The organism is Dyella sp. (assembly GCF_035508675.1).
Taxonomy (GTDB): Bacteria; Pseudomonadota; Gammaproteobacteria; order Xanthomonadales; family Rhodanobacteraceae; genus Dyella_B.
Genome location: NZ_DATJMN010000042.1, coordinates 1 through 23069 on the forward strand (window position 1 = coordinate 1; position 23069 = coordinate 23069).

Genomic DNA, 23069 nt, shown 5'->3' on the forward strand with positions numbered 1-23069 from the left:
GCGGCGGGTGGCGGCACGCCGCACTTCCGGCACCTGGCGCGGCATTTCCGAACCGAGAGCAGCTACGGGGCAGCCCATTTCCGGGTGTTCGCAGTGTTCCTTCGACAGATAGGCGCGCACCAGCCACTGCAATGCCTGCTCGGGCGGCGCGTTGGTGGCCACCCGCGTCGACACGGCGACCGCCTCGGCGCCGGCGCGATCCGCTGCCTCGGCAAGCATCGCCTCGCGCGACGGGAAGTGCGCATAGAAGCCGCCATGCGTGAGGCCGGCTTCCTTCATGATCTCGGCCACACTGGCGCCGTCATAGCCACTGCGGCGGATCGCGCGCGCGGCGGTTTCGACGATGCGTTCGTGGGTGGCTTCCTTGGAGCGGGCGGGGCGGCGTTTCATATGATGATCATCATATGTCCTCTGGCGCGAAATGCAAGTCGGAGCTGCAATGCGCCGAGTTCAAGGCAAGCCTGAATAAGCCCGTAGGTGGAGGGTGAGCGTATGCGAACCCCAACGTTGCCATGCAGATGGCGATGTTGGGGTCTGCCCCGGATCAAGTCCGGGACTTACCGCCAACCTACGAGGGATCACGCCATGACTTGTCCGCATCACGCGGCGATGGCTTCGGCACCACTCATGGCGATGTCGTCGCCGCATACATCACGCCATAGGTGATACATCACCCCGAACATCGCCGCGAACACCACAAGCAAGACAGCGATATAGAGCGGAGTGATCAACGCGAGCACCAGCCATTGGCTAATCAGTTTCCCAACCATGACGATCACCAGGGCCACTATCCCAATGCAGATGGAGGCGGCGATCCAGGTGAGAACGAGGCACACGGCAAGCATGAGCAGCGGCAGCAGGTTCTTCAGCGCGCCGATCACACCGTCGCCGACGGCGCCGAACACGCCACGGTCGTGAAGAGTCACTTGGCCAAGGCCGATCGAGTAGAAGCCCATCATGAAGATGCCGAACACGAAGATCAGCAACATCGTGATCCCGAAGCCGTCGGGCAATGTGGTTGGTGGCAGTTGGTGATTGAGCTGCGCAGTCAGCACTTGCATGTACCAATGGGCGATGCCGCCCCCCGTCAATGCGATGACCGCGGCAAACAAGGCGACGTAAACCAACAGCATGACTATGCCGTAGCCGATCAGGCGCAGTACTTTGCCTTCCCGGTAGGGCTTGATGATGTCGCCGGCACGGGCGGACAGCCCGGTTTCTGCCGCAGCGATCATTTGCAGGTAGCCCGCGTAGAGCGGCAGCACAAGTAGCCCGATCAGCACCGATACCAGCATGATCCCGCCGAAGGCGGCCATCGATGGTGGTGTGCCCGAATGCAACTCATAAAATTGCATGGGCAGTGTAATGAGCGTTGAGCCGAGCACTGCCAGCATCAAGAGTGCAGCGCCGCCCAAGGCGGGCTTCGGGTGGCGGATGCCCACGCCGATGCCACGCTTCAGCCAGCCAAAACCCGCCAAGAATCCCCTGGACCGTGTAGCCATGATGTCACTTCCCTGATAAGCGGCGCCCCCGCGCCGTGCGGGGCCAGCATAGCAAGCCTGGATGATAATCGGGGATGGGTAATCGAAGGGGGCTTCGAATTTGAGGCTGCCTCTCCGTGGCAGTATGGGTACCACGATGTTGGGATGGCTGATCAAAGATGGGTGAGAGAACAACTCGCAGCGCCATCAAGATGACCGGCGCGAGCTATATTTCCGCCTTGTAGGGAACGCATCGGGCAGCGAAGCTTGTCGTGCGGATGAGGCCATCGCACCTTCAGCGCAACGGACAGAGGACACATGATAGAGATCGCGCGTGCCGTTCAGGCGGATGAAGACGAAGTCCATATGCTTTTGCGTGCATGCGGTTTATCCACGCATGACATTTTTTCACCCGGCGCTGCGTATTGGGTCGCGCGGAACGGCGCCGGTCCGGTCGGTTTTTGTGGATTGGAATGGGGTGACGCGGCGGCCCTGCTGCGCAGCGTGTCCGTGCATCATGAATATCGCGGCCGTGGGGTGGCAAGGCGGCTGGTCGAAGCGGCAATTGCCGAGACGCAGGCTCGTTCCATTAAGCGGATCTATTTGTTCAGCAAGGACACGGGTCGTTTTTTCGAGACGCTTGGCTGGTGCGAAGTGCCTGTGGATGAAGCATCCGAGGTCATGCAGGCTGCACCGCAAGTGCGCCACTATCATCACGTCGGGTGGTATCCCAATGAGCGTGCTTTCAGGCGGGATGTGTAAGCAGTTGCGTAGGCTGGGATGGAATCCCAGCATGGCAATACATGGCGATGCCGGGATTTCATCCCAGCGTACGATTTCATTCCAGCAACTTGCCAAGCAGGTACCGAAAAGCCATGCCGCGTTGGATTCTTGTCGTGCTGTTGTTGCTGGCCGGTTGGGGCGCACTGCACTGGTGGCAGCGGCGGCCCGTGGTGCCGCCGCCGGGCATGCTTGCACCGGATGCGCCGCTGCAGATCGATATCGACCATGGCGCGCAGCTCCAGCGGGGCGATACCACACTCACGACGCGCGCACGCTTCACGCTGACTGCCCGGGTGCTGTCGCGGGAAGACTATCGTTTCGACGCCGGCGCTTTCCTCGCCCCGGAAGATCTCGCGCTAGGTTGGGGCCGCATGTCCGACAGTGCCGTGTTGGCAAAGATCACCATCAGCCAGTCCAACCGCTTCTACTACTGGCATGTCGACCAGTTTCCGATTCCGCGCCGGGAAATCGAAACTTCCAGCGCCAATATGCACATGATTCCTGCCGACGCCGCGGTCCGCCGTGCGCTGGAGCGAGTGCGCCCTGGGCAGCTCGTGCATCTGGAAGGTTTTCTCGTCGACGCCAGGCGGCCGAACGGTTGGTACTGGCATACCTCGATGACGCGCGAGGATACCGGCGATGGCGCATGCGAGCTGGTGTATGTCGAAGATGCCGAGATCGTGGCGCCGTGAGGGGCAGGGCGCACCCAAGCGGGCGGCAACCGTCCCCTTCGGCTTACGACGCCACGGCATAAGCGGTCAGCGGCTTTAATCTCGCACCGAAGCATGCCTAGAATCGGGGCTCCGATTCATCTGCGCAGAGCTGCCCCGGCTCGCGCTCATTGTCCGCCCCCTGGAACCACCATGCCCGACTATCGCTCGAAAACCTCCACCTTCGGCCGCAACATGGCCGGCGCCCGCGCACTGTGGCGTGCCACCGGCATGAAGAACGAGGACTTCAAGAAACCCATCATCGCGGTGGCCAACTCCTTCACCCAATTCGTGCCGGGCCACGTGCACCTGAAGGACCTTGGCCAACTGGTGGCGCGCGAGATCGAAAAAGCCGGCGGCGTGGCCAAGGAATTCGACACCATTGCGGTGGACGATGGCATCGCGATGGGGCACGACGGCATGCTCTATTCCTTGCCCAGCCGCGAAATCATCGCCGATTCGGTGGAGTACATGGTCAACGCGCACTGCGCCGATGCGCTGGTGTGCATCTCCAACTGCGACAAGATCACGCCCGGCATGCTGATGGCTGCGTTGCGCCTGAACATTCCGGTGGTGTTCGTCTCGGGCGGCCCGATGGAGGCCGGCAAAACCCGGCTGGCCGAGCACAAGCTCGACTTGATCGACGCCATGGTGATTGCCGCCGACGACAAGGCGACCGACGAGCAGGTGCTGGAAATCGAACGCAGCGCGTGCCCCACCTGCGGTTCCTGTTCGGGCATGTTCACCGCCAACTCGATGAACTGCCTGACCGAGGCGCTGGGCCTGTCGCTGCCCGGCAACGGCACCGTGGTGGCTACGCATGCCGATCGCGAGGGGCTGTTTCGGGAAGCCGGCCGCCTGATCGTCGAACTGTGCCGCCGCTACTACCACGACAACGACGAGCGCGTGCTCCCGCGCAGCATTGCGAGCTTCAAGGCGTTCCAGAATGCGATGACGCTGGACATCGCCATGGGCGGCTCCACCAACACCATCCTGCACCTGCTGGCGGCGGCACAGGAAGCCGAGCTGGATTTCGACATGCACGAGATCGACGCGCTGTCGCGCAAGGTGCCGCAGCTGTGCAAGGTCGCGCCCAATACGCCGAAGTACCACATCGAAGACGTGCACCGTGCCGGTGGCATCGTCGCCATCCTGGGCGAACTGGCCCGCGCCGGCCTGCTGCATACCGACGTGGCCACCGTGCATAGCCCGACGATGGGCGACGCACTGGCCAAGTACGACGTCACGCAAACGCAGGACGAGGCCATCCACACCTTCTACAAGGCCGGTCCCGCCGGCATTCCCACCCAGGTCGCCTTCAGCCAGGCCACGCGTTGGGACAGCCTGGATCTTGATCGCACCGAAGGTTGCATCCGCAACTACGCGCATGCGTATTCGAAGGAAGGTGGGCTGGCCGTGCTCCACGGCAACATTGCCGAGGACGGCTGCGTGGTGAAGACCGCGGGCGTGGATGCCTCCATCCTGGTGTTCGAAGGCAACGCGAAGGTGTTCGAAAGCCAGGACGCCGCGGTCAAGGGCATTCTCGGCAATGAGGTGAAGGCCGGTGATGTGGTGGTGATCCGCTACGAAGGTCCGCGCGGCGGTCCGGGCATGCAAGAGATGCTTTATCCGACCTCGTACCTGAAATCCAAGGGTCTGGGCAAGCAATGCGCCTTGCTGACCGATGGCCGTTTTTCCGGCGGCACCTCGGGGCTCTCGATCGGCCATGTTTCTCCCGAAGCCGCTGCCGGCGGCGCCATCGGCTTGATCCGCGAAGGCGATCGCATCCGCATCGACATTCCGAACCGCAGCATCGACCTGCTGATCAGTGACGCCGAACTCGCTGCGCGCCGCGCCGAACAGGATGCCAAAGGCTGGAAGCCCGCCGAAACGCGTGCACGCAAGGTAAGCACGGCGCTCAAGGCGTATGCGTTGCTTGCCACCAGCGCCGACAAGGGCGCGGTGCGCAACAAGGCGATGCTGGAAGGCTGAGGTTGCCCGAGTTAGTTTGGGGAGAGGGTTTGGGGGTGAGGGGCGAATCTCGCGGGAAAGCTTGCGTGGGTTCGCATAAGCTCACCCCAACCTACGGGGTGGGCTTGAGGGAATTGCACTCAAGCGAAGCGGAGCCTGGATCATCACGACAAACCGTCCCCTCCCCTACTGCAGGGGAGGGAGCGCATCGTGGCGAGTATCAAGGCTTGTCAGCTTGTCACGCTGTTAGACGAGCATCACCGGCGCAAACGCGAAAGCAGTACCTGCAGCGGACAACGCCCTTGGCTATCGGGTACGCAGCCCGGCAGCCGCAACGTAAGCGTAGCCGGCTGTGCCCGTTCGCCCAGCGGCTGCAACGACCGCAACTGCGCCAGGCTTTGCGCCTGATAGAACACCCGTACGTAGCGCTGGCCATCGGCACGATTGCGCCAGAGTTCGATGCCCATCGCGCCACCGATCGGCGGGTCGTCCTCGGCATAGCCCGGCAGCTTGAAATGCAGCCCAAGCAGGGAGGCCAGGGCAACGATGTTGTTGTCGCTGCCGACCAGCACGCTCAGGCGCGGTGCGTGTTCGTCTTGCAGCAGGTGGATGATTTTCTGGCGCATCACCGAAGCAACGCATTCGGCCATGTAATCGGGGCGCGCGTAGATACCGAACAGCAAGGCGTGCAGTTGCGAGAGCTGCTCCAACTGTGCGGCGCCGATACGTCCCCAGCCGACGTCCTGCATCGGACGTCCTTCCGCATAAGCCATCAGGATCGCTTCGGCGGTACCGGAGGTTTTGGCGATCGGGCCGGTAAGCTGCATCTGTTTGCCATCCGGTGAAAGCCCGAGCTCGCCCTGCCACTGATCGGTGGCGCACCACGCCGGATCGCGTGGCGAACCGCAACCCATCACCTTGGCCATGCTGGCAAGCGCATCGCGATGCGCGGCCATCAACACATCCGGGCCGCCGGTACTGGCCTCAATCGAAGCCACCGCTTGCGGCGCATGCCAGTCGGTAGCGCCGGCTTCGATGGGATGGAACAGCGGATCGTCGCCGCCTTGAGGCAGATGGCCGACATCGATTTTGCAGCCAGGCGCGAAGCCTTTCGCCAAGGCTTGCGCACTGGCGATGGTGCGTTGATCGGTGTTGGCCCAGAACCAGACCTGGCTGGAAACAGGGCAACCCTGCGCGGCAAACAAGCCGGCGGCTGCCAGGCGCTGCCGATCGTATCGCCCCATCAGGCGGGCGCCCGCGGCGCCGTGCGGCGTGAGTTCGCTGGGTGGTTGTGCCCACGTAGGCCAAGCTTTGCCGGTGACCTCGTCGAGCTGGATTTCACCGGGAAGCGGCGTGCGCACGCCATGGCGATACAGCAGGATGACGCGTTCCAGTTGCAGGTTGCCGTTGGCGTACGCCGGGGCCGCCAGCACGCATAGCGCGAGCAGCACGGACGCCAGACGTGGAAAGGGTTTTGCGATCAAGGCGAAAGCTCCGCAGAGGTGCAGCGTACGTGCGTAAACAAAGGATCGCAGCGTGCATGCAAGTGTGCGGGAAAGCTCACCACATATCCCGTTGCAGCCGGCTCGCCATCCGGATAATCGGTGCTCAACAATTGCGCGCCGCTGGCCAGCATCGCATCGCGGCGCGTGGTGTCGTTGTGCGCGGCCTCCTTGAGGTCGGCATCGGTGCGTGTGCGTACCAGATAGCCTTGCCTTACCAGGCTTGCGATGCTCGCTGCATCGCCGTCGTTGCGTTCGGTGAAGGCGGCATCCTTGGTGCCTGGCGCGGCGTTAGTAAAAAAGACACGGCCGCGCAGCGAAGGGTGCCCCTGCAGATACGCCGGTCCCACCCAGCGTTGATCGAGCAGAAAAATCACCTTGCCGCGCGCGCGTTGCAGCGTAGGCCAGCCTTGTTGGCGAATGGCGGCGTTGAGCGTGGCGAAGCGGCCACGCACGTCGTCGGGGCTCAGGTATGCGCCGTGCGGAAATACCGCGCGAACTTCCGCATCCAGCGCATCCAGCGCCTTGCGGTCGAACGGCTCCGGCTCGACCACGGGATACGGCTTGCGCGCCGGTGACAGCACGGTTTCCACCAGGATGAAGATCGGCAGGTGCATGGGATGCGCGCGCGACCAGGCACGGATTTCAGCCAGGCACGCCTTGAACGGCTGGCAGTTGCTGCGCTGGTCCATATCCTGGATATGCATGACCTTGAAGCCGGGGCGCTGCATCACGGCCGGATCGGCCAATGGCGGATCCGGCGGCAGCCCGGCTTGGCGTACCAGCTCGTCGATCGCCGGATGCGCGTAACGGCCGCCCTTGGCGTCGCCATAGACGTCCAGTTCGAGTTGGCGCACACCGTCATCGAGCTGCTTGGTCAAGGAAGGATGCGCGTAATCGAGCATGGCCAAGGTAGCTGGATCCAAACGCTGCCAGATTATCGCTTCGCTGGCGCCAAGCCCGGCGTGATAGCTGTTGTGGCTGCCGATGTACTGCACTTGGTTCAAGCGCAAGGGCGCGCTTTGCATGGCGATCGCCAGTGTCGAACAGCAGGCGAGCATCGCGGCAAGCAGATGCGCTGCGTGATGAGCGATAGCGGTATGACGCGGTACCCTGAAGCGCATGGTGTCATTTTGGGACATGCATGGTCCATGGAGACTGTACACGTGTTTCAATCGATCTATATAGCGGTTTTTTGATGCATGCAGCTTGCACCGACATGACACGTCCATGAATGCGTCGACTTGTCATTTAGACGTCTAAATAAAAGCACACGAATGGTGATGAGCATCGTGTCGTGCGCAATGCTTCATGCCACTGCCATCGAATTTTCATGCGCGCTCCCTAGCTTGGCCGACTTTCGCTTGCTGCTCTGGCGGCAAGCGGTCGAGGTTCTCACTTGGAGTGCGTTGCGATGTTCCGTACAAAGAAGCGTTTGTTGGCGTGTTCGATTCTTGCCGCCATGGGCGGCCTGCTGCTGGTGCCGACCGTGCAGGCCGGCGATGTGACGGGCTTGCTTGCCGATCCGGCCACGGGCAAGCCGCTGGCCGGCGCAACCATCGCCATTGCCGCGACCGGTCAGAGCGTGCAAACCGATGCGGCTGGCCATTTTGTATTGAAGGATCTGCCTGCCGGCCATTACACGTTGTCCGTTGCAGCCGGTGCGTCGCGTAGCCTGACCGCAACGGTGGATGTGCCACAGCAGGGCACGGTGACGGCGGTTTTCAACACTGCCACCTCGCTGACCAAGATCACGGTGGCGGCGAATCGCTACGACGCCAGCCAGTTGCAGATGGATGCCACCAACACGGTGAACGTGCTGTCGGCGGACGACCTGAAATACACCGCCGTGCATAACGTGGCCGAAGCGCTGGGCCTGCTGCCCGGCGTTAATGTGTTCAACACGGGGCAGTCGTATTTCGGCGGCATCGACGGCGCCTCGCGCGGCGAAGGCATGTTCACCTCGGTGCGTGGCTTGAACGCCGAGTACAACGTCAACCTGATCAATGGCGTGGACGTGGCGCAGGGCATGGCGTATAGCCGCGGCGTGCAGCTCAGCCTGCTGCCGCCGTCCGGCTTGCAGACCATCGTGCTCAACAAAACGTCTACCGCCGACATGGATGGCGATGCCATCGGCGGCACGATCGATTTCCGCACGCCGACTGCCTTCGATTTCAGTGCGCCGACCAGCGGCAGCATCACCGCCAGCGGTCGCGTAGAAAGCCGCGCACGTGATTACGGCGACAACGGCCTGGGCGGCGGGCTGGCCGGCCAATTCCAGACCAAGCTGGGCTCGGCGCAGCAGTTCGGCATCTACGCCAGTGCGTATTACGACAGCCGCAACTATGTGAACAGCGAAGCTGCCGCAGCCACGGCAGCGCTGGGCGATGGCACGTGGGAGTTTGCGCGCACCACCGCATCGGGCAACAACGCGGCCGGTTTCGATCCGCAGCGGAACCTGGAAAGCACCGGCATGTACATGGGCACCTCCTCCGGTTACACGCATCGCTATGGCGGCAACGTGGCGCTGGATTGGAAGGTGGACGACACGCTGACGACCTATGCGCGCATGAGCTATGCCTATGCCAAGACCGAGCAGGACACCACCTACCTGCAGCTGATTCCGGCCAACGTGACGTACGCGCCGATCGGCAGCACCGGCCTCTACCAGCCGATGATCGGGCGCATCGCCACGCGTTTCTGGTACGAAACCAATCCGGAGAAGGCGGACCTGGGCACCTTGCAGCTGGGCGCTGACAAGAACGTGGGCGGCTGGACCTTCTCGCCCAATCTTTTCTACAGCTGGGGCCATAACGATCGGCCGGATCACGTGGAAATCTCGGCGCGCAACGACGAGTATTCCTCCGCCAATTTCCCCTATGGCGCCAGCACGTTGATGAGCTATGGCGCGAACGGCTTTCCGTATCCGATGCTGACGCCGGCCATGGCCGCGCAGTTCAACAGCGTATCCACCCTGTATGCGCGTCGCGCGGGCGAATTGACCGAATCGTACAGCGGCCAGGAAAAAGGCGGCGCGAAGTTTGATGCGCGTTACGACTTCAACGACGGCGCACTCACCTCGCTGCAGATGGGCGTGAAGTACATCGACAGCCATCGCGAGTTCACCAACCGCGACTGGACCACGGGCAAATACACCGATGAGCGCAGCTTCGGTTCGCTGGGGCTGATCGATGGCTACTACACGTCGGTGTTCCCGGGCGTTTACAGCTACGACGTGCCAACCATCAACCAGGCGGCGCTGAAGCGGCTGATCGCGGCGAACGTGGTGCCCGGCGATCTGGACACCTGCAGCAACCTGTACATCAACAACTGGAATTGCAACACGCAGCGCGCCAATGAGGCGGTGAGCTCGGCCTATGCGATGGCGACGTTCAAGTGGGGCGACCTGGAAGTGATCCCCGGTATGCGCTTTGAGCACACCGACATCCGCAACAATTTCTGGGTGACCCCGCAGGACGCCTCCGGCAACGAGCTGCCCGGCTACTTTGCCAAGAACTTCACCCATTACGACGAGCCGCTGCCCAGCGTGTTCGTGAACTACCGCCCGAGCGACGGCGCGGTGTACCGCGGCGCGATCTGGACCAGCTATACGCGTCCGGCCTTCGTGCAGTTGGGTGGCGGTTCACAGGTGAACGTGTCGGCCGACGGCCTGACCACCATCAACGAAGGCAATCCGGATCTGAAGCCAATCGAATCACTCAACATCGATTTGTCTGGCGAGTGGAGCAATCAGCATGGTGGCCACGCCATGCTGGCCGGTTTTTACAAGAAGCTGTCCAACTACATCTATGAAGCGGGCAGCAATCCGGTCAATGCCGGCACCATCGATAGCGGTTCGGTTCAATACATCAAGCCGATGAATGGCGGCGATGGCCGGGTGTATGGCATCGAGGCGGCGGTGCGCCAGAAATTCCAGGATATGCCGGCGCCGCTGGATGGTTTCGGCGTGGGTTTCAACCTCACCGGCCAGCACACCTCGGTGGATCTGGGCATGGCGGGTTTTCATAACGAGCGTATCCAGAACGCGCCGGACCTGATGGCCAACGGCGAGCTGTTCTACGAAAAGAATGGCTTCTCGGTGAACCTGAGTTACCACTACGCCGGTTCGTATATCTCCACCTACGATTATCTGGGGCAAGGCGCGCCCTGGGATGATTTGTGGGTGCGCCCGATGACTCGCGTGGACCTGCATGCCGGTTACGCTTTCTACGACAACTTTCAGGTGGATCTGTCGATTTCCAACCTGACCAAGAACTACTCGTATTGGTCGCACGTCGGGAAGAACAACCTGGCGCTGTCCGATATCGTGGACTCGGGCATGACGACCTTGGTAACGGTGAAGTATTCCTTCTGATGAAAAACAATAAAGGCGCGGGAAACCCCGCGCCTTTTTGGTTTTCTTATTGGGCAGCCCGGCCTCTCACCCCATCCTGCTTCCAAGGGAAGCAGGAGAGAGGCCAAACCGGCATCAACGATGCTTGACCTTGCGGCGCGTCGCCTTCCTTGCAGCTTTCTTCGCCGACCCTGCCTTTTTGACGGAAGCGCCATCGATCAGCAGGCTTTCCGCCGTTACGCCGCGCTTCTTCAGTGCCGCCACGAACCACAGCGGGCGCTTGCCGCGTCCGGTCCAGGTTTGCGAAGGATCTTCAGGATTGCGGTATTTCGGCGCCACCGTGCGCTTGCCGGCTTTGGCGCCAACGCGACCGCCGCGGGTGGGATAGACATCGGCCAACGTAAGCCCGGCGCTGTTCAGCAGGGCATCGATTTTCTGGCGGATGTTTTGGATCTGGCTGGACTTAGCTTCCTGCATCTGTGCTTCCGCGTTGACAATGAGCGATTGAAGTTCTTTCGGTGAAAGGGTTTTCAGGTCAATGGCCATGATTGGTCCTTATAGTGGTTATGGGCGAATGCCGGGCATCAAACTAGTCAATATGAACAGATTTTGCAAATCTTTTTAACGAGATGGCCTGCAAGCCTTCGGTGATTTTCACAAGTAAGCACACTGAGGCGTCCAGTATTTTCATCGATTTAAGGCTGCTGAGGTCTGATGGATTAAGTCAGCGCATCCTTAGGTCATGGCGCTTCGGATAAACCTTATTGAAAAGGAGAACAGCGTCTCCGTTATGGGCGCTTTTTGCGCCTATAAGCTGGATAAGGCGTGGCATTAGCGCACTACACGCCTTATACACAGCCTGGTGTTAGATTCGGCCAGGTGACGGTGCTTCCAAGACAGCTAGGGGGATCATGTATGTTCCGCAAATCATTCGGTTTTGCTTCGCGCACTGGCGTTGCAACCATGGCGCTTACGGTGCTTCTTTCCACTGCGGCCTTCGCGCAGGCGCCGGTGACCGGCCTCGGGCAGTCGTGGCCCAATGCGGCAGATGTCAGTGTCAGCCCGCATTACCACGTGTATGTTTTCGTTCGCGACGGCATTCGTTATATCCAGGTCAACGATTTGAATGGCACGGTGCGCGCCGCAGTGGCCCTCGCCGACAATGTGGTGCTGGTGTTGCCGGTAGGTGCGGATGCGCAATATGTCACGACGCAGCACAGCTTTGCCCAATCGCCAGGGTCGGGAAATGCGAGCGTGACGGAAACGGTTTATAGCGATAGTAGTACGCGTATTACCGCTACGCCGACGAGTACGGGAGCGGTGCAGATCAATGTGATCACTACTCCGGTTATCGCGCCTGCCATTTGCACGGATCCCAGTCGCTGCGGCAATCCCAATTGATGCAGTTGATCTGCTTGCCTTCTCAACGAATGTACAGTTCCGGCAAGGATGCAGGAGTGGCGGTGCCGCGCTCCTGCATCCGGTAGCCTGCGTCGTGCAATAGCACGGTCATGCGGAATGCGTTTGGTTCGGCAGACGTATGCAATTCGCCATTATAGAGACGGGCATAGTCGCGCATTGCGATCGCATTAAGGCTATTGGCGCCTAGTTTTGCTGCCAGGTGTTGACTCTCTTGTTTCTTTTGCAAGGGCAGGGGGGGCTCTATGTGATCGATTTGACCTTCGACACGTAGCACGACCCAGCGCTGGCCATGCGTCAGGCCGCCGCGCAGCGAGAAGTTGATGGTGGACCAGGCATGTTGTGCAAATACATACACCACGGCTTCGCAGGCCAGGCGATAAATGGCTGCGTGTACGCTGGGCGAGAGCTGACTCAGCCCTCGACCTGTCAATGCGAAGCGATAGGCGACATTCGCCTCGTCCAGCGCGCGTCCGATGGTTTCGCGCAAGGCGGCAGGCAGGCCGCGTTCGCGCCAGGCGGTGGGATGCATGGATTCCACCAGTTGATAGACCTGGTTTTGCGTGGCGGCCATTTGCTTGTAGTAACTTTGGCCTTCCATCGGGGGAATCATGTGCTTGAAGCGATTGAGCAATCGCGTTTGCGTCAATTGCAGACCGCCGGCAACCTGTTCGAGAGTTTGCGACGCTTGCCGCATGCGCAGTTCGCACAGGTACAAGCCTTGCTGCGCAAGTTTGATGGCGGCTTTGGCATCGATGCGTTCCTGCTCTTCCACGGCGTTTTGCATGCTGACGCGAACGCCTAGCGCCAGCAGGCACGTGACCGAGAACGTAATGAAGGCCTGGGCCCCGATCACGTCTACATCGCCAAGGAGCGGTTCCGTGCTCAGGAACATGCAGATGATCGCAGCCGTGGTGCCGACGGAGGCGGCTCGCCAGCCATGTTTCATGGTGAGCCATGCCGCAGGCAGCAGCATGGTCATGCGTATCACCGGCCTGATGTTCTCCGGAGCGTGCAGGTTGAGCCAATAAAGTATCGCCATCGATGGCAGCAACAGCACGCAGGATTCCTGCAACAGCGGATTGCTGATCCAGTTGACGAAACGGTCGCGCCACGTCTGCGGTCGTTGCAGCTTGAGTGCCAGGGCGATAGGCAGAACGGTGAGAATCCCTGCGTAGTGCCCCAGGAAAAGCTGCACGGCGTCTATGCTCTGGAAATGGTACGGGTTCTGGGTACCAGGTGGCTGCGTTACGGCGAGCAGCAAGAGTGCGGTCACGGTTGTCCAGACAGTGGTCGATAGCGCAACGCATATAAAGAGCGCTTTGGCCCTGATCAAATGCCTGGAAGGGAACAGTCCCAGACTGCGTTTACACCAGGCCACAATGGGCATGGCATATAAAACCGAGGGAATCGAATTGCCGATCCACCATATCGGGCCGAATGGCGCTTCCGCTGGCGAAGCGTAGTAAATGCCAGGACCGAGTTCGGCCAGCGCAAGGGTGGGCCAATAGCGATAGGGCAACAGCAACAGGCAGCTCAGCCGCAGGCCGCTCAGGATGTGCCAGATGCCGTAATTGCGTCGGAACAAGGTGTAGAGCGTTCCATAGACGACAAAGACAGCCAACTGCCGCAGCCACTTGTTTTCCATGATGGATTTCATCTTCGGTGCACCCCTGAGCTTTGAATTAAGCGCGCCCCTACCGTCCGTTGCGATGTGACATCCGATGGTGCACTACAGGTAAAGCTTAGACCGTGCCATGGGCGCCGCTATGTGGTCCAGAGGCCGCAGACTTGATGTTTCGCGGCAGCATGACGCTTTGGGTCATCATACGCAGCCGTTTTTTTGGAAACGTGAAGAAGGAAATAGGGAGCCGGGCTACGTCATGCTTTCGCGCCATCCCAACCACTGGCTCGCGAGCGTGCCGACGGGCCGCGGCTACCCAGGCAGCCCGATGCCTCTTTCGATTCGCCGTAGGTGAACGATGCGGGCGAAAAAGCGAACGGGCGGTGGAAGGCGCATTTGCGTATGAGATAATCACCAGTCCTGTCGCACACTTCGTTCCTATGACCCTCCCGAAAGACGCTTTTCGCCGCTTCCAGGAAGAACTTGCGGCCCTTGATAAGGAGATCGAGCAACGTTCGCCCAAAAGCAGGAAAGAGACGGCCAAACAGGCCGCCCTGAGCGCCATGGAGAAGGCGAAAGAAGAGTTTCTTGCATTGAAAGCGCGCCACAACCTGACCCTGGCGGACGTGGTGTCCTTTTTCCCGGAGGAAGAGGGGATTGCCTATCTGCAGAGCCTGATTGTGCAGCAGGCCCAGGCCAAGCCGCGGCGTGGGCGCAAGCCGAAGGGCAGTGAGATGCCGTAGCCGGTCAGGCTGGCATCGCATTCCGAGACCCCATGGTGTGCGGCATGCAGGGATTTCATCCCGGCGCTGCTCGCTGCGTGGCCTCTCCCGGTAACAACCTGCCCCATCAGGGCACAATCACGACTCGCCCGGGCGTGCCCTGCGCGACAGCTTCATAAGCCTCTCGCCCTTGCGCCAGCCGATAGCGATGGGCGATCACCGGCGGATCGAACTTGCCGTGGTCGAATTCCCGCGCGACGGCCTGCATCATGCGCGCCGATTCGACGACCCCCAGCTTGGCGCTGTCGGCGCCAAGCAACTGAATTTCGTTGTGGTAGAAATCGACCAGATCAAAGGCCACCCGGCGCTGGCCGGTGGCGCTGATTTCCACCACCCGGCCACGGCGCCTGGCCAGGGCTAGCGCGGTTTCGAAGGCCACCCCGCCCACGCTGTCGAACACCACGTCCACGCCATCGGCCAGGCCATCCAGGCTGCGCACGGCGGCAACGACGTGCTCGTCGAACGGTACGAAGGCGTGGATACGTTTTCCGGCCGGCGAGCTGGCATCCACCGGATGCCGGTCGATGCCGATGATGCGGCAGCCCAGCGATTTGGCAATCTGCGCGACTGCGCCGCCGACCCCGCCACCGGCACCGATCACGGCGATCGTTTCGCCCTCGCGCAGTTGCGCATAATCGACCACGCCCAGCCAAGCCACCACGAAATTCACGCCAATGGCCGAGGCTTGCGCGTGATCGAGCGCAGCGGGTTTGCGCACCAAGGCAGTGACCGGCACCTGGATGTATTGCGCATGCGTGCCATCGCGAATAAAGCCGATATCGCCGCCGGTGCCCCACACTTCCACGCCGCGCCACGCCGGTGGCCCTTGCTCCACCACGCCACTGAAATCACGGCCAGGGATGCGCGGTAGCGTAGTCTGCGCAAAATGGCCGGCTACGTTCTTGACGTCGCTGGGATTGACCGAGGCGCCATACACGCGCACCAGCGCACTCCCGGCATCCGCGCCGGGCGTGGGCACATCGACGTACTCCAGCACATCGGGGGCGCCGTGGCGGGTGAATTGCAGGGCTTTCATGCGGATCTCCAGGCTGACAGAGGGCGAGCGGAACTCAAGCGGTCTTGCATGGCGACGGGTGGTAAGACCGTCCTAAGCTAATCTGCGCAAAATGACCCACAGGGACAATAGCGCCCGCCAGGTGGGACGAAGGTAAACCGCAGCATGCACATCATTGTGGTCGAAGACGACCTACCCTTGGGCGAAGCCATCAGGCAGGCATTGGAGCGGCTGTCCTACGCCGTGACCTGGCTGCGCGACGGACGCGAGGCGCTGACGGCCATGCGCGACCAGACGGCCGACCTGGTGCTGCTCGATCTTGGCCTGCCCAACAAGGACGGCCTGGAAGTGCTGGCCGAAGCGCGGCGTTCGCAAGTGAACACGCCGGTGATCGTGATGACGGCGCGTGACGGCCTGGAAGCGCGTGTGCGCGGCCTGGACGCGGGTGCAGACGATTATCTGGTCAAGCCGTTTCACCTGGAGGAGTTGAGCGCACGCATCCGCTCGCTGACGCGCCGTGCGCAAGGGCTGGCCGCCAATCGCATCGACGTGGGTGTGATCAGCCTGGATATCGGTACTTGCGAAGCGGAGTATCGCGGCAGCCGTGTCGAACTCACGCGCCGCGAATTTTCCCTGTTGCGTATTTTGATGGAACGCGCGGGCCGCATCGTGCGCCGCGAGCATCTGGAAAACTCCCTCTACGGCCTGGATAACGCAGTAGGCAGCAGTGCCTTGGAAGTGCAGATTCATGCCTTGCGCCGCAAGCTGAGTTTCGATGCCATCCGCACCATTCGTGGCGTGGGCTACATGATCCCAAGGGACCCGACGTGAAGCGGCTGAGCCTGCGCGGGCGGCTGCTGTGGATGATCATCGCCGTGCTGGTCGCCGCGCTGTTGCCGCTTGGCTTGTACAGCTATCACCGCACGTTGAAGGAAACGCGCGAATTGCTGGATGGGCGTCTGGCGCAATCGGCGCGGACGCTGGATGTATTGATCCGGCACGCCGGCCTGGATGCGTTGCGCCTGCCGGCGCAGGGCGCCTTGGTGGTGCCGATCCTGAGCCGCGAGGAAGAAGAGCAGCTCTTGCACACGCGCACCTACGAAACCGAAGTGGGCTATCAGGTGTTCGACATGCACAACCGCATGCGCCTGACCACCGCCAACCTGGCGCAACTGCCGTTGCCGCCTGCACCGGTTTCCGGTTTCGAAAACCGTTTCTTCGAAGGTTACGGTTGGCGCATCTTCACCCTGGTGGATGACGTCAACAACGTGGTGATCCGCGTTGGCGAACGCGACGACAGCCGGCGCGATATCACGCATGCCTTGCAGCTGGACCTTGGCCTGCCGCAACTCTTCGGCCTGCCGCTGCTGGCGCTGCTGGTGGGCTGGGCGGTCAAGCGCGGTTTGCGTCCGCTCGAACGCTTGCGGCAAGCGCTGACGTCGCGCTCACCGGGGAGCCGTCAGCCGATCCGCCTGGATAACTCACCGCAGGAACTGCAGCCCGTGGTGGATGCGCTGAACACGCAATTGGAACGCCTGGAGGACGCGCTGGAACGCGAGCGCCGCTTCAGCGCCGACGTAGCACACGAACTGCGTACGCCGCTGGCCTCCACCATGATCCATCTGGATGGCGCCATGGCCGCAGCGCTGCCTGCCGATGCGCAGGCAGCACTGACCAGCGCGCAGTCCGGGCTGGCGCGCCTGGCGCGGCGCATCGAACAATTGCTGGCGCTTGCGCGGTTGGAAGCGGGTGCTGCAGCCGGCCAGCGCGGCGCGGTCGACTTGATCACGGTGGCCATGAATGTGATCGACGACCTCGCGCCGCTGCTTGGCGAGAGTGGTGTGGAATTCGCGTTCGCCGAACACGACGACAGCTTGAAGATCGATGGTTACGAAGCCGCGCTGGCCGCCTTGCTGCGCAATCTGATCGAGAATGCCATGCACCATGTGCCGATGGGCGGCCAAGTGCAGCTCTCCATGCGCCGTTCGAAAGGCGCTATCGCGATCGAAGTGATCGACAACGGACCCGGTATTCCCCCGGAACGGCGCGCCGCGGTGTTTGCGCGCTTTCACCGGGAAGGCAATAGCGGTGATGGCTATGGCCTGGGCCTTTCCATCGTGCATCGTGCGGCGCAACTGCACGATGCAACGATTGAATTGCTTGATGCGCCGTCAGGGAGGGGACTGCGTGTGCGGGTAGCGATTCCGGATACGTCGCTCGCGTAGACAGTTCATTTCGAGCGTGTGGTGGCGAATATCGAAACTTTGTCGGTGACATCGCCTGCTGCGGCGTCGACGAAGCGATGCTGAAATGTCGAGCGGAGAATTGGCGTTGCACGTACCTGGTCAAGATGCCCTGGTGTGCGAGGACATTCGAATATCGAAGCAGGATGCGAGTGCACTGGTGCCCGGAGCGGGACTCGAACCCGCACAACCTTTCGGTCGAGAGATTTTAAGTCCGTGGGATGATGTAATAATTTCAATGGTTTACCATGTTTTTAGGTCCGCAAAGCACCAAATTTATGGCCCATGAAGACGCTTCAAAAGCCATAGTCGCGGGGAATTGCGGACCAACTTCTAGCGGGTAGGGGTCACCTTCGCCCCGCGTCGGTTGCGGGTATACCGCTCCGTGGTGGTGACCGAGGAATGGCCAAGTTGCTTCTGCGCCTCGCGGATGTCCTGCTCCGAATCCGCCTTGTCCGTGGCCGCTTTCGCCCTCAGATCGCGCAGCTGAAAGTCCTTCTTGGCGATGCCGGCGGCCTCGCGAGCCCGGTCAAAGGCCCCGCGAAGCCCCGAATACGTCAACGCTTGCCCGTCCGCCCCCACGATCAACCTGGTCGCATGGACCCGCAGGGTGGCCTTCCTAGCGGAAATCCGGTCTAGCAGCTCGGCCAGCTCCCCAACGACCTCAATTCGGCGCTTTGTCCCGGTCTTCGCTTGCCTGAGGTGTAGGTATCCTTCTCGGATATCTCGCAAGTCCATCCTGAGCGTGTCCGTGACTCGCTGTCCAGCCAGGTAGGCCAGATCCATGGCGTCGCGAAGAGGTGGCTCGGCGGCGTTCCAGACGGTCGCATATATATCGTCTTCGATATAGACGTCAGCCCGGCCGCTTTCCTTGAAGCCCTTCACGCCGGCGCAGGGGTTGGGGAGGGCGGTATATCCTTCCTCGCGTGCCCAGTTCCAGATGTGGGAGAGAAGTGCCTTTTCCCGGTTGGCCCGGATCCTGCCGGTCTTGCCACGCCATTTCAGGAACGCCTTTACCTGGCTCGGCTCGATCTTTTCGAGCGGGCACGGCGGATCGTCGAAGAATTCGATGAGCTTGGTCAGTTCCCGCAGGTTGACCTTCTGTGTTCCCGGACTTTTGGTCGGGATGACCTCGGCGCGGTAGCGATCCGCCACGTACCTGAACGTGATCACCTCTTGCGGCTTCTCGGCGCCGGCGCGCTGGATTTCGGCCCACTTCTTGATCGCTAGCCCATAGTCGCTACCGAGCGGCTCCTCTTTGCGAGGCTTGCCACCATGGTCGTAGTAATAGAAGGTCTTTTTCCCCTTTTTGCGCACCCGGAGGTGCGGGATTGCTCCAGGGGTCTTTGGCCGGCGTCCCATATCAAGCAGCCTTGTTCGACTTCCAAGCCTTCACCGGCTCTGCAATATGGCGTTTCCCTTCCACTGCGGCGCGCGGCACCACAGGCCAATCATGGTCATCCAGGTAATGCAGGATGCCGTTCTTGCGCAAGAAATCCAGTTGCTTGCGTTTCAACCGCGAGCGGGTGAGTTCGGCAACTTCGTCACGGGATAGACAAAGGCTCATGCAGCTTTCCTGACTTCGGTTGATCATGCTACTTCCACCGCTGGCTGCCATATGACGGGCTGTTGCCTGCGAGGAATACTTGCGCGACCGCGCGCGATGGGGTGCTTGGGGCTGCCGCTGGCGTTCGTGCCCAAGCAATGGAGCGGCTTGCCGCCGGCACGCAGGATGTCGACAACCTGGCGGGTGCGATCGGGTGTCTGCGGCAAATCGCCCCACGCGACGACGATCAGATCGGCCTCCCGCTCGAGGTGTGCCAGCCACTTATCGCAGTCGGGCCCGGTCGGGTCTTCCATGCCGCTTAGGTCGCCGGGGTTCGGCGACCTGCCGCCGGCATGCTGGTTGGCCAGCAGGAAGCCGCCATAGCCCCAAGCAATCGTGAAATTGCGAATCCGGCTTTTCGTGGCATCGGTTTCGTCCGCAGTTGCCGTAGATGGGTTGTACAGCACCCAGCCGACCCGCGGCTTTCTGAAATCCCATATCTCGCGGATCAAGTAGCGATAAAGCCCGCAGTCTGAGATCACGCACTCGCTTTCGCGCTGGAAGAGTTCAGCCATGTGGCACCTCGATACGCTTGAACTCGATCACCCACACCCACGGGTTGGCGTCCCAGCTGTTCGGTCCTGGCGTTGGGGGTGGGCGATCTACCGGCATTCCCTTCGCGCGCCGGCGTCGAATGTGCTTGGGCTCACGGGCGCCGTTAATCGAATCCCAAAGGGACCGGAAGCTGTGCGTAGGGTCGTTGAACCATTCGGCTGAATCGCTTAGATCGGCCATACCGTAGTCGCAAAAGGCAGGCCTATTGCCAAAGTTGTTCTCCACGCGATCAATTCCCTCCGCGATCGCGTCTGCGGCGGAAATGTCCTGCAGCCTCTCCACGCGCACACCGGTCACTTCCAGCGTGATGCGGCTGGCCCAGCGGGGCATGAAGCGGGCATGTCGATAGCGGCCTGGCGTTGCTTCCCCCGGAGTCGCGCCGAATTCTCGCCAGTCCTTGTGGCTGTTGAGGGCGCCGTCGGCCTCGTATCGAATGGGGCACCACGGCTTCCGGTAGCCGGCGCTGATGCATTGCTCGGCGATATCAAAGCCCGAGGATGCGTCCAGCGAATCAGGCACTCGCCACGCCTCTCGCACCCACAGGCGATCGTGGTCGCGCGGGTCGCCATAAGGGCACCAGTATTCCTCGGAGCGATAACCGCCACCGCCGACTGCCTCCACGCTAAAGCGTGCATAGACCCCGTTCTGGTCAAGGCAGACATCCCCTTGAAAATACCCGTCCGAGAACGGCTGTTCTTTCATCACGCGCCGCGTCTGCGTCTTGCGGCCTTCCAGGATCGCCCTCACCATGGGGGCAGAGAACAGGATGGGGAGATCACGCATGGGCGACCTCGAAGTGCTTGCGAAGAAACTTCAGGGACGTTTGGCTGTGTCGGACAGTTTTGCCGTACCAAGACGCAGCGGTGAAGTGTCGGCAGGGCTTATGGTTATGAAGTTGCAGGATGTAAAAGTCAAAATGTACCAAGAGCGGGGACATGACAAGCCACATATCCACGTTGATGTTGGGAAAGGGAGCCACAACGCCAGCTTTTCTATTGATCCCGCAGTTTTGCAGGCCGGCACCCTTGATGTCCGGCGTACAAAGGTCATCCTCAATTTTCTTACCGAAAATAAGGAAAATCTGTTGAAGATTTGGGAGAAACTCCAGAGCGGTGACGACGCGAGAGAACTTATAGCGGCCGTCCAAGGGAATTGAACCGAATCGCCCATTGGTCATGTCTGCTGCTCCGGAAATTCGTTGTGTTCGACGCCATCGAGCAGGCGACCGGCAGCGCGCTTGCCGACGCGAAAGGATTCGGTGCACAGCGAAGGAAACTGGTTATCTTTCCAATCGTGGCGCCTGACGCCACCGTCTGATGGATCGTCTTCCCAATAGCCATGGCGTGCATGCCCATAGGCATTGATGTCGTCAGCGGGTGCCCACTCACCCCACTGCTTGAAGAAAAACGGCACACCAGCGCTGGCGCACTGATCGCGCAGGGAGCGGGCCCAGTCGGGATGCATGGGGCGTGCGCCTGGGCCAGATTCTCCACCAGCAACAACCCAATCAATGGGCAGCCATCGCCATTCGCATCCACCAAGGCAATAGCCAGGTGCATGCTGACTGCAGCCATTCGGGCTCAACGCATTCCACGGTGCGTTATGCGGGATTGCCTGCACCCGCGTAAGGTCGATCGGTCCAAGTAATGGCTCGCAGGAAAGCCATCGCACAGCTGCCGGGCACTGCAGCAACAGCGGGATGCGTTCGTCAACCGCCTTCTGGTCTTCGACGCTCACGCCAAGCCAGACATTTTCATAGGGGAATGCCGGGCCGCAGTTGTCATAGCCTCCGCGCCTACCATTCGAAGGCTCCCACTCGAGGTCGACAACGCCGGGCTGTTCCCTGCCGACATCGCTGATGCGATCGTCTTCAAAGAAACCTTCGTCGTAATCCTTCACCCACTGGAAGAACTCGAGCATGCGCGCTGGGCGCTTGGTGAGCACCTGGTAGGTGTGGCGGGTAGTCACCGACATGATCCATAACACCGCGGCGATGAATTCGAACGGCACCGACTCGTGGAACAGGTCCGACATGCTGTTGACGAAGATCCGCTTCGACTTCACCCAGTCCCACGGCTCGCGCAGCTTCTCGGGCATCAACCGCACTTTGCCGCTCCACGCCCCGGTACTGCGATGGATAAGGCCTTCGTATGCTTTACCCGGGCCGCTGAAACGCATGGCGACCTTCTCCGCGTAACAATGGCGACAACCTTCGGACACGCGCGAGCATCCGCGCAGCGGGTTCCAGGTTGCATCGGTCCATTCGATCTTGCTGCGATCAGCCATCACACTGCTCCTCTTGCGATAATGGCCCCATGGCCACCCGATCGAAGTCCAACCCATACCGTGGTGCATCTCGCCAAACCCTGTTCAAAGCGGCGCAGGAACGTGCTGGCGAGTTGATGCGGCCAAGCCAGACGCGTACGCCAGAAGAACGGGCCGCGCTGGCGCTCGATACCGCCCACCTGCTGCTGGTGTTGGCCAGCCACGTCGACACCAAGGAGTTCGCCTCGGAGAGCCCGCAGAAATCGGTAAGGGAAGGGACGCCGCTGGCGGAGGCATTCGCCGCATACCATGAGGCGCTGGCCCGCAGCACGCGCTACGCCGTGTTCGTTGAGGCCGCTGATACGGCGCTGGGTGAAGAACGGCAGCGCTCGGTCACTGACAGCGGCACGGTGCGCAGCCTCTACCCTGCAGCCATGGAGTCCGATCAAGGCCTGATGGATGCTCTTGCTCAGTTTCAGGAGATGCACCAGCGCCGAAGGAAGCGGTGATGTGGGCAGTGTGATAGACCGGCCCATCAGCAAGTCCCACGCGCGATCTGACGCACGAACATTCTCGAATCCGTGCGCTTCAAACTTGCTGCGCGCGAGATATTCCTCCCACTCATCGTGCTGGAAGCGCTCGTCAAGATCGGGATGGCAGACGTAGCCATCTTCGTCGCGATGAGGCATGCGTGCTGGGTCGAAAAGGATCTTGGTGCTCATACTTCCTCCGTCAGTTCGACAAACGCAGCCATGAACA

General features: G+C 61.2%; 22 protein-coding genes. 10 read left to right on the top strand and 12 right to left on the bottom strand.

What is annotated here, in order from left to right; genetic code table 11:
• A partial coding sequence (locus VMA74_RS02585; RefSeq protein ID WP_325364516.1) for a TetR/AcrR family transcriptional regulator occupies window positions 1–390 on the bottom strand: 390 nt, incomplete at its 3' end.
• 209 nt (window positions 391–599) lie between these two features.
• Window positions 600–1502, bottom strand: a complete 903-nt coding sequence (locus tag VMA74_RS02590; protein WP_325364518.1) for a hypothetical protein — start codon at window positions 1500–1502, stop codon at window positions 600–602.
• A gap of 297 nt (window positions 1503–1799) precedes the next feature.
• On the opposite strand from VMA74_RS02590, the gene VMA74_RS02595 reads away from it, so the two are divergent.
• From VMA74_RS02595 to ilvD, 3 genes are all read left to right on the top strand, one after another.
• Window positions 1800–2243: a GNAT family N-acetyltransferase gene (locus VMA74_RS02595; protein WP_325364520.1), complete on the top strand. Its 444-nt coding sequence runs from the start codon at window positions 1800–1802 to the stop codon at window positions 2241–2243.
• Window positions 2244–2356: 113 nt separating this feature from the next.
• Complete coding sequence (locus tag VMA74_RS02600; protein ID WP_325364522.1) at window positions 2357–2956, top strand: hypothetical protein; 600 nt, start codon at window positions 2357–2359, stop codon at window positions 2954–2956.
• A gap of 171 nt (window positions 2957–3127) precedes the next feature.
• On the top strand, window positions 3128–4966 hold the full coding sequence (gene ilvD, locus VMA74_RS02605; RefSeq protein WP_325364524.1) for a dihydroxy-acid dehydratase: 1839 nt from the start codon (window positions 3128–3130) through the stop codon (window positions 4964–4966).
• A 236-nt stretch (window positions 4967–5202) separates the two neighbouring features.
• Here ilvD and VMA74_RS02610 read toward each other — a convergent pair whose 3' ends face one another.
• Together VMA74_RS02610 and VMA74_RS02615 are read right to left on the bottom strand one after the other, a co-directional pair.
• Entirely contained in the window at window positions 5203–6429 is a 1227-nt protein-coding gene (locus VMA74_RS02610; RefSeq protein WP_325364526.1) for a histidine-type phosphatase, read from the bottom strand.
• Window positions 6426–7571, bottom strand: a complete 1146-nt coding sequence (locus VMA74_RS02615) for a phosphatidylinositol-specific phospholipase C1-like protein (protein WP_414649546.1) — start codon at window positions 7569–7571, stop codon at window positions 6426–6428. The genes VMA74_RS02610 and VMA74_RS02615 overlap by 4 nt, the downstream gene beginning before the upstream one ends.
• A 290-nt stretch (window positions 7572–7861) precedes the next feature.
• Here VMA74_RS02615 and VMA74_RS02620 point away from each other — a divergent pair, with 290 nt between their 5' ends.
• Window positions 7862–10822 (top strand): TonB-dependent receptor, encoded by a 2961-nt coding sequence (locus VMA74_RS02620; protein ID WP_414649545.1) that lies wholly within the window; start codon window positions 7862–7864, stop codon window positions 10820–10822.
• A 114-nt stretch (window positions 10823–10936) separates the two neighbouring features.
• Here the strand turns inward: VMA74_RS02620 and VMA74_RS02625 are convergent, their stop codons facing one another.
• The gene (locus VMA74_RS02625) at window positions 10937–11347 is read right to left on the bottom strand and encodes an H-NS histone family protein (RefSeq protein ID WP_325364528.1); all 411 of its coding nucleotides are present in this window, start codon (window positions 11345–11347) and stop codon (window positions 10937–10939) included.
• A 369-nt stretch (window positions 11348–11716) separates the two neighbouring features.
• Here VMA74_RS02625 and VMA74_RS02630 point away from each other — a divergent pair, with 369 nt between their 5' ends.
• Window positions 11717–12202: a hypothetical protein gene (locus VMA74_RS02630; RefSeq protein ID WP_325364530.1), complete on the top strand. Its 486-nt coding sequence runs from the start codon at window positions 11717–11719 to the stop codon at window positions 12200–12202.
• A 22-nt stretch (window positions 12203–12224) separates the two neighbouring features.
• On the opposite strand, the gene VMA74_RS02635 is transcribed toward VMA74_RS02630, so the two are convergent.
• Window positions 12225–13868 (bottom strand): MASE1 domain-containing protein, encoded by a 1644-nt coding sequence (locus VMA74_RS02635; protein ID WP_325364532.1) that lies wholly within the window; start codon window positions 13866–13868, stop codon window positions 12225–12227.
• Between the two features lie 416 nt (window positions 13869–14284).
• Here VMA74_RS02635 and VMA74_RS02640 point away from each other — a divergent pair, with 416 nt between their 5' ends.
• Window positions 14285–14587: a 2-hydroxyacyl-CoA dehydratase gene (locus VMA74_RS02640; protein WP_325364534.1), complete on the top strand. Its 303-nt coding sequence runs from the start codon at window positions 14285–14287 to the stop codon at window positions 14585–14587.
• Window positions 14588–14693: 106 nt separating this feature from the next.
• Here the strand turns inward: VMA74_RS02640 and VMA74_RS02645 are convergent, their stop codons facing one another.
• On the bottom strand, window positions 14694–15662 hold the full coding sequence (locus VMA74_RS02645; protein WP_325364535.1) for a zinc-binding alcohol dehydrogenase family protein: 969 nt from the start codon (window positions 15660–15662) through the stop codon (window positions 14694–14696).
• Window positions 15663–15806: 144 nt separating this feature from the next.
• Here VMA74_RS02645 and VMA74_RS02650 point away from each other — a divergent pair, with 144 nt between their 5' ends.
• Window positions 15807–16472, top strand: coding sequence for a response regulator (locus VMA74_RS02650; protein WP_325364537.1), 666 nt, complete (start codon window positions 15807–15809; stop codon window positions 16470–16472).
• Window positions 16469–17866 carry an ATP-binding protein gene (locus VMA74_RS02655; protein WP_325364539.1) on the top strand — a complete coding sequence of 466 codons (1398 nt, stop codon included), beginning with the start codon at window positions 16469–16471 and terminating at the stop codon, window positions 17864–17866. Before VMA74_RS02650 ends, VMA74_RS02655 begins: the two co-directional genes overlap by 4 nt.
• 351 nt (window positions 17867–18217) lie before the next feature.
• Here VMA74_RS02655 and VMA74_RS02660 read toward each other — a convergent pair whose 3' ends face one another.
• From VMA74_RS02660 to VMA74_RS02675, 4 genes are read right to left on the bottom strand one after another with little or no spacing between them, the layout of a single operon-like run.
• Window positions 18218–19246, bottom strand: coding sequence for a site-specific integrase (locus VMA74_RS02660; protein WP_325364541.1), 1029 nt, complete (start codon window positions 19244–19246; stop codon window positions 18218–18220).
• A 1-nt stretch (window position 19247) separates the two neighbouring features.
• The gene (locus tag VMA74_RS02665; RefSeq protein WP_325364543.1) at window positions 19248–19478 is read right to left on the bottom strand and encodes a DUF4224 domain-containing protein; all 231 of its coding nucleotides are present in this window, start codon (window positions 19476–19478) and stop codon (window positions 19248–19250) included.
• Window positions 19475–20005: a DUF1643 domain-containing protein gene (locus VMA74_RS02670; RefSeq protein ID WP_325364545.1), complete on the bottom strand. Its 531-nt coding sequence runs from the start codon at window positions 20003–20005 to the stop codon at window positions 19475–19477. The genes VMA74_RS02665 and VMA74_RS02670 overlap by 4 nt, the downstream gene beginning before the upstream one ends.
• Window positions 19998–20828 carry a hypothetical protein gene (locus VMA74_RS02675; protein WP_325364547.1) on the bottom strand — a complete coding sequence of 277 codons (831 nt, stop codon included), beginning with the start codon at window positions 20826–20828 and terminating at the stop codon, window positions 19998–20000. The genes VMA74_RS02670 and VMA74_RS02675 overlap by 8 nt, the downstream gene beginning before the upstream one ends.
• Here VMA74_RS02675 and VMA74_RS02680 point away from each other — a divergent pair.
• Complete coding sequence (locus VMA74_RS02680) at window positions 20827–21201, top strand: DUF4160 domain-containing protein (protein ID WP_325364549.1); 375 nt, start codon at window positions 20827–20829, stop codon at window positions 21199–21201. The genes VMA74_RS02675 and VMA74_RS02680 overlap by 2 nt on opposite strands.
• A gap of 17 nt (window positions 21202–21218) precedes the next feature.
• Here VMA74_RS02680 and VMA74_RS02685 read toward each other — a convergent pair whose 3' ends face one another.
• The gene (locus VMA74_RS02685; RefSeq protein ID WP_325364551.1) at window positions 21219–22331 is read right to left on the bottom strand and encodes a phage Gp37/Gp68 family protein; all 1113 of its coding nucleotides are present in this window, start codon (window positions 22329–22331) and stop codon (window positions 21219–21221) included.
• Between the two features lie 29 nt (window positions 22332–22360).
• On the opposite strand from VMA74_RS02685, the gene VMA74_RS02690 reads away from it, so the two are divergent.
• A complete protein-coding gene (locus tag VMA74_RS02690; protein ID WP_325364553.1) occupies window positions 22361–22819 on the top strand; it encodes a hypothetical protein in 459 nt (152 codons plus the stop codon).
• Window positions 22820–23069 lie beyond the last annotated feature (250 nt).

Bases quoted from the DNA above. Each gene is read 5' to 3' on its own strand.
- VMA74_RS02590 (WP_325364518.1), bottom strand. From the start codon at position 1,502: ATGGCTACACGGTCCAGGGGATTCTTGGCGGGTTTTGGCTGGCTGAAG.
- VMA74_RS02595 (WP_325364520.1), top strand. From the start codon at position 1,800: ATGATAGAGATCGCGCGTGCCGTTCAGGCGGATGAAGACGAAGTCCAT.
- VMA74_RS02600 (WP_325364522.1), top strand. From the start codon at position 2,357: ATGCCGCGTTGGATTCTTGTCGTGCTGTTGTTGCTGGCCGGTTGGGGC.
- ilvD (WP_325364524.1), top strand. From the start codon at position 3,128: ATGCCCGACTATCGCTCGAAAACCTCCACCTTCGGCCGCAACATGGCC.
- VMA74_RS02615 (WP_414649546.1), bottom strand. From the start codon at position 7,571: ATGCGCTTCAGGGTACCGCGTCATACCGCTATCGCTCATCACGCAGCG.
- VMA74_RS02620 (WP_414649545.1), top strand. From the start codon at position 7,862: ATGTTCCGTACAAAGAAGCGTTTGTTGGCGTGTTCGATTCTTGCCGCC.
- VMA74_RS02625 (WP_325364528.1), bottom strand. From the start codon at position 11,347: ATGGCCATTGACCTGAAAACCCTTTCACCGAAAGAACTTCAATCGCTC.
- VMA74_RS02630 (WP_325364530.1), top strand. From the start codon at position 11,717: ATGTTCCGCAAATCATTCGGTTTTGCTTCGCGCACTGGCGTTGCAACC.
- VMA74_RS02635 (WP_325364532.1), bottom strand. From the start codon at position 13,868: ATGGAAAACAAGTGGCTGCGGCAGTTGGCTGTCTTTGTCGTCTATGGA.
- VMA74_RS02640 (WP_325364534.1), top strand. From the start codon at position 14,285: ATGACCCTCCCGAAAGACGCTTTTCGCCGCTTCCAGGAAGAACTTGCG.
- VMA74_RS02645 (WP_325364535.1), bottom strand. From the start codon at position 15,662: ATGAAAGCCCTGCAATTCACCCGCCACGGCGCCCCCGATGTGCTGGAG.
- VMA74_RS02650 (WP_325364537.1), top strand. From the start codon at position 15,807: ATGCACATCATTGTGGTCGAAGACGACCTACCCTTGGGCGAAGCCATC.
- VMA74_RS02660 (WP_325364541.1), bottom strand. From the start codon at position 19,246: ATGGGACGCCGGCCAAAGACCCCTGGAGCAATCCCGCACCTCCGGGTG.
- VMA74_RS02665 (WP_325364543.1), bottom strand. From the start codon at position 19,478: ATGATCAACCGAAGTCAGGAAAGCTGCATGAGCCTTTGTCTATCCCGT.
- VMA74_RS02670 (WP_325364545.1), bottom strand. From the start codon at position 20,005: ATGGCTGAACTCTTCCAGCGCGAAAGCGAGTGCGTGATCTCAGACTGC.
- VMA74_RS02680 (WP_325364549.1), top strand. From the start codon at position 20,827: ATGGGCGACCTCGAAGTGCTTGCGAAGAAACTTCAGGGACGTTTGGCT.
- VMA74_RS02675 (WP_325364547.1), bottom strand. From the start codon at position 20,828: ATGCGTGATCTCCCCATCCTGTTCTCTGCCCCCATGGTGAGGGCGATC.
- VMA74_RS02685 (WP_325364551.1), bottom strand. From the start codon at position 22,331: ATGGCTGATCGCAGCAAGATCGAATGGACCGATGCAACCTGGAACCCG.
- VMA74_RS02690 (WP_325364553.1), top strand. From the start codon at position 22,361: ATGGCCACCCGATCGAAGTCCAACCCATACCGTGGTGCATCTCGCCAA.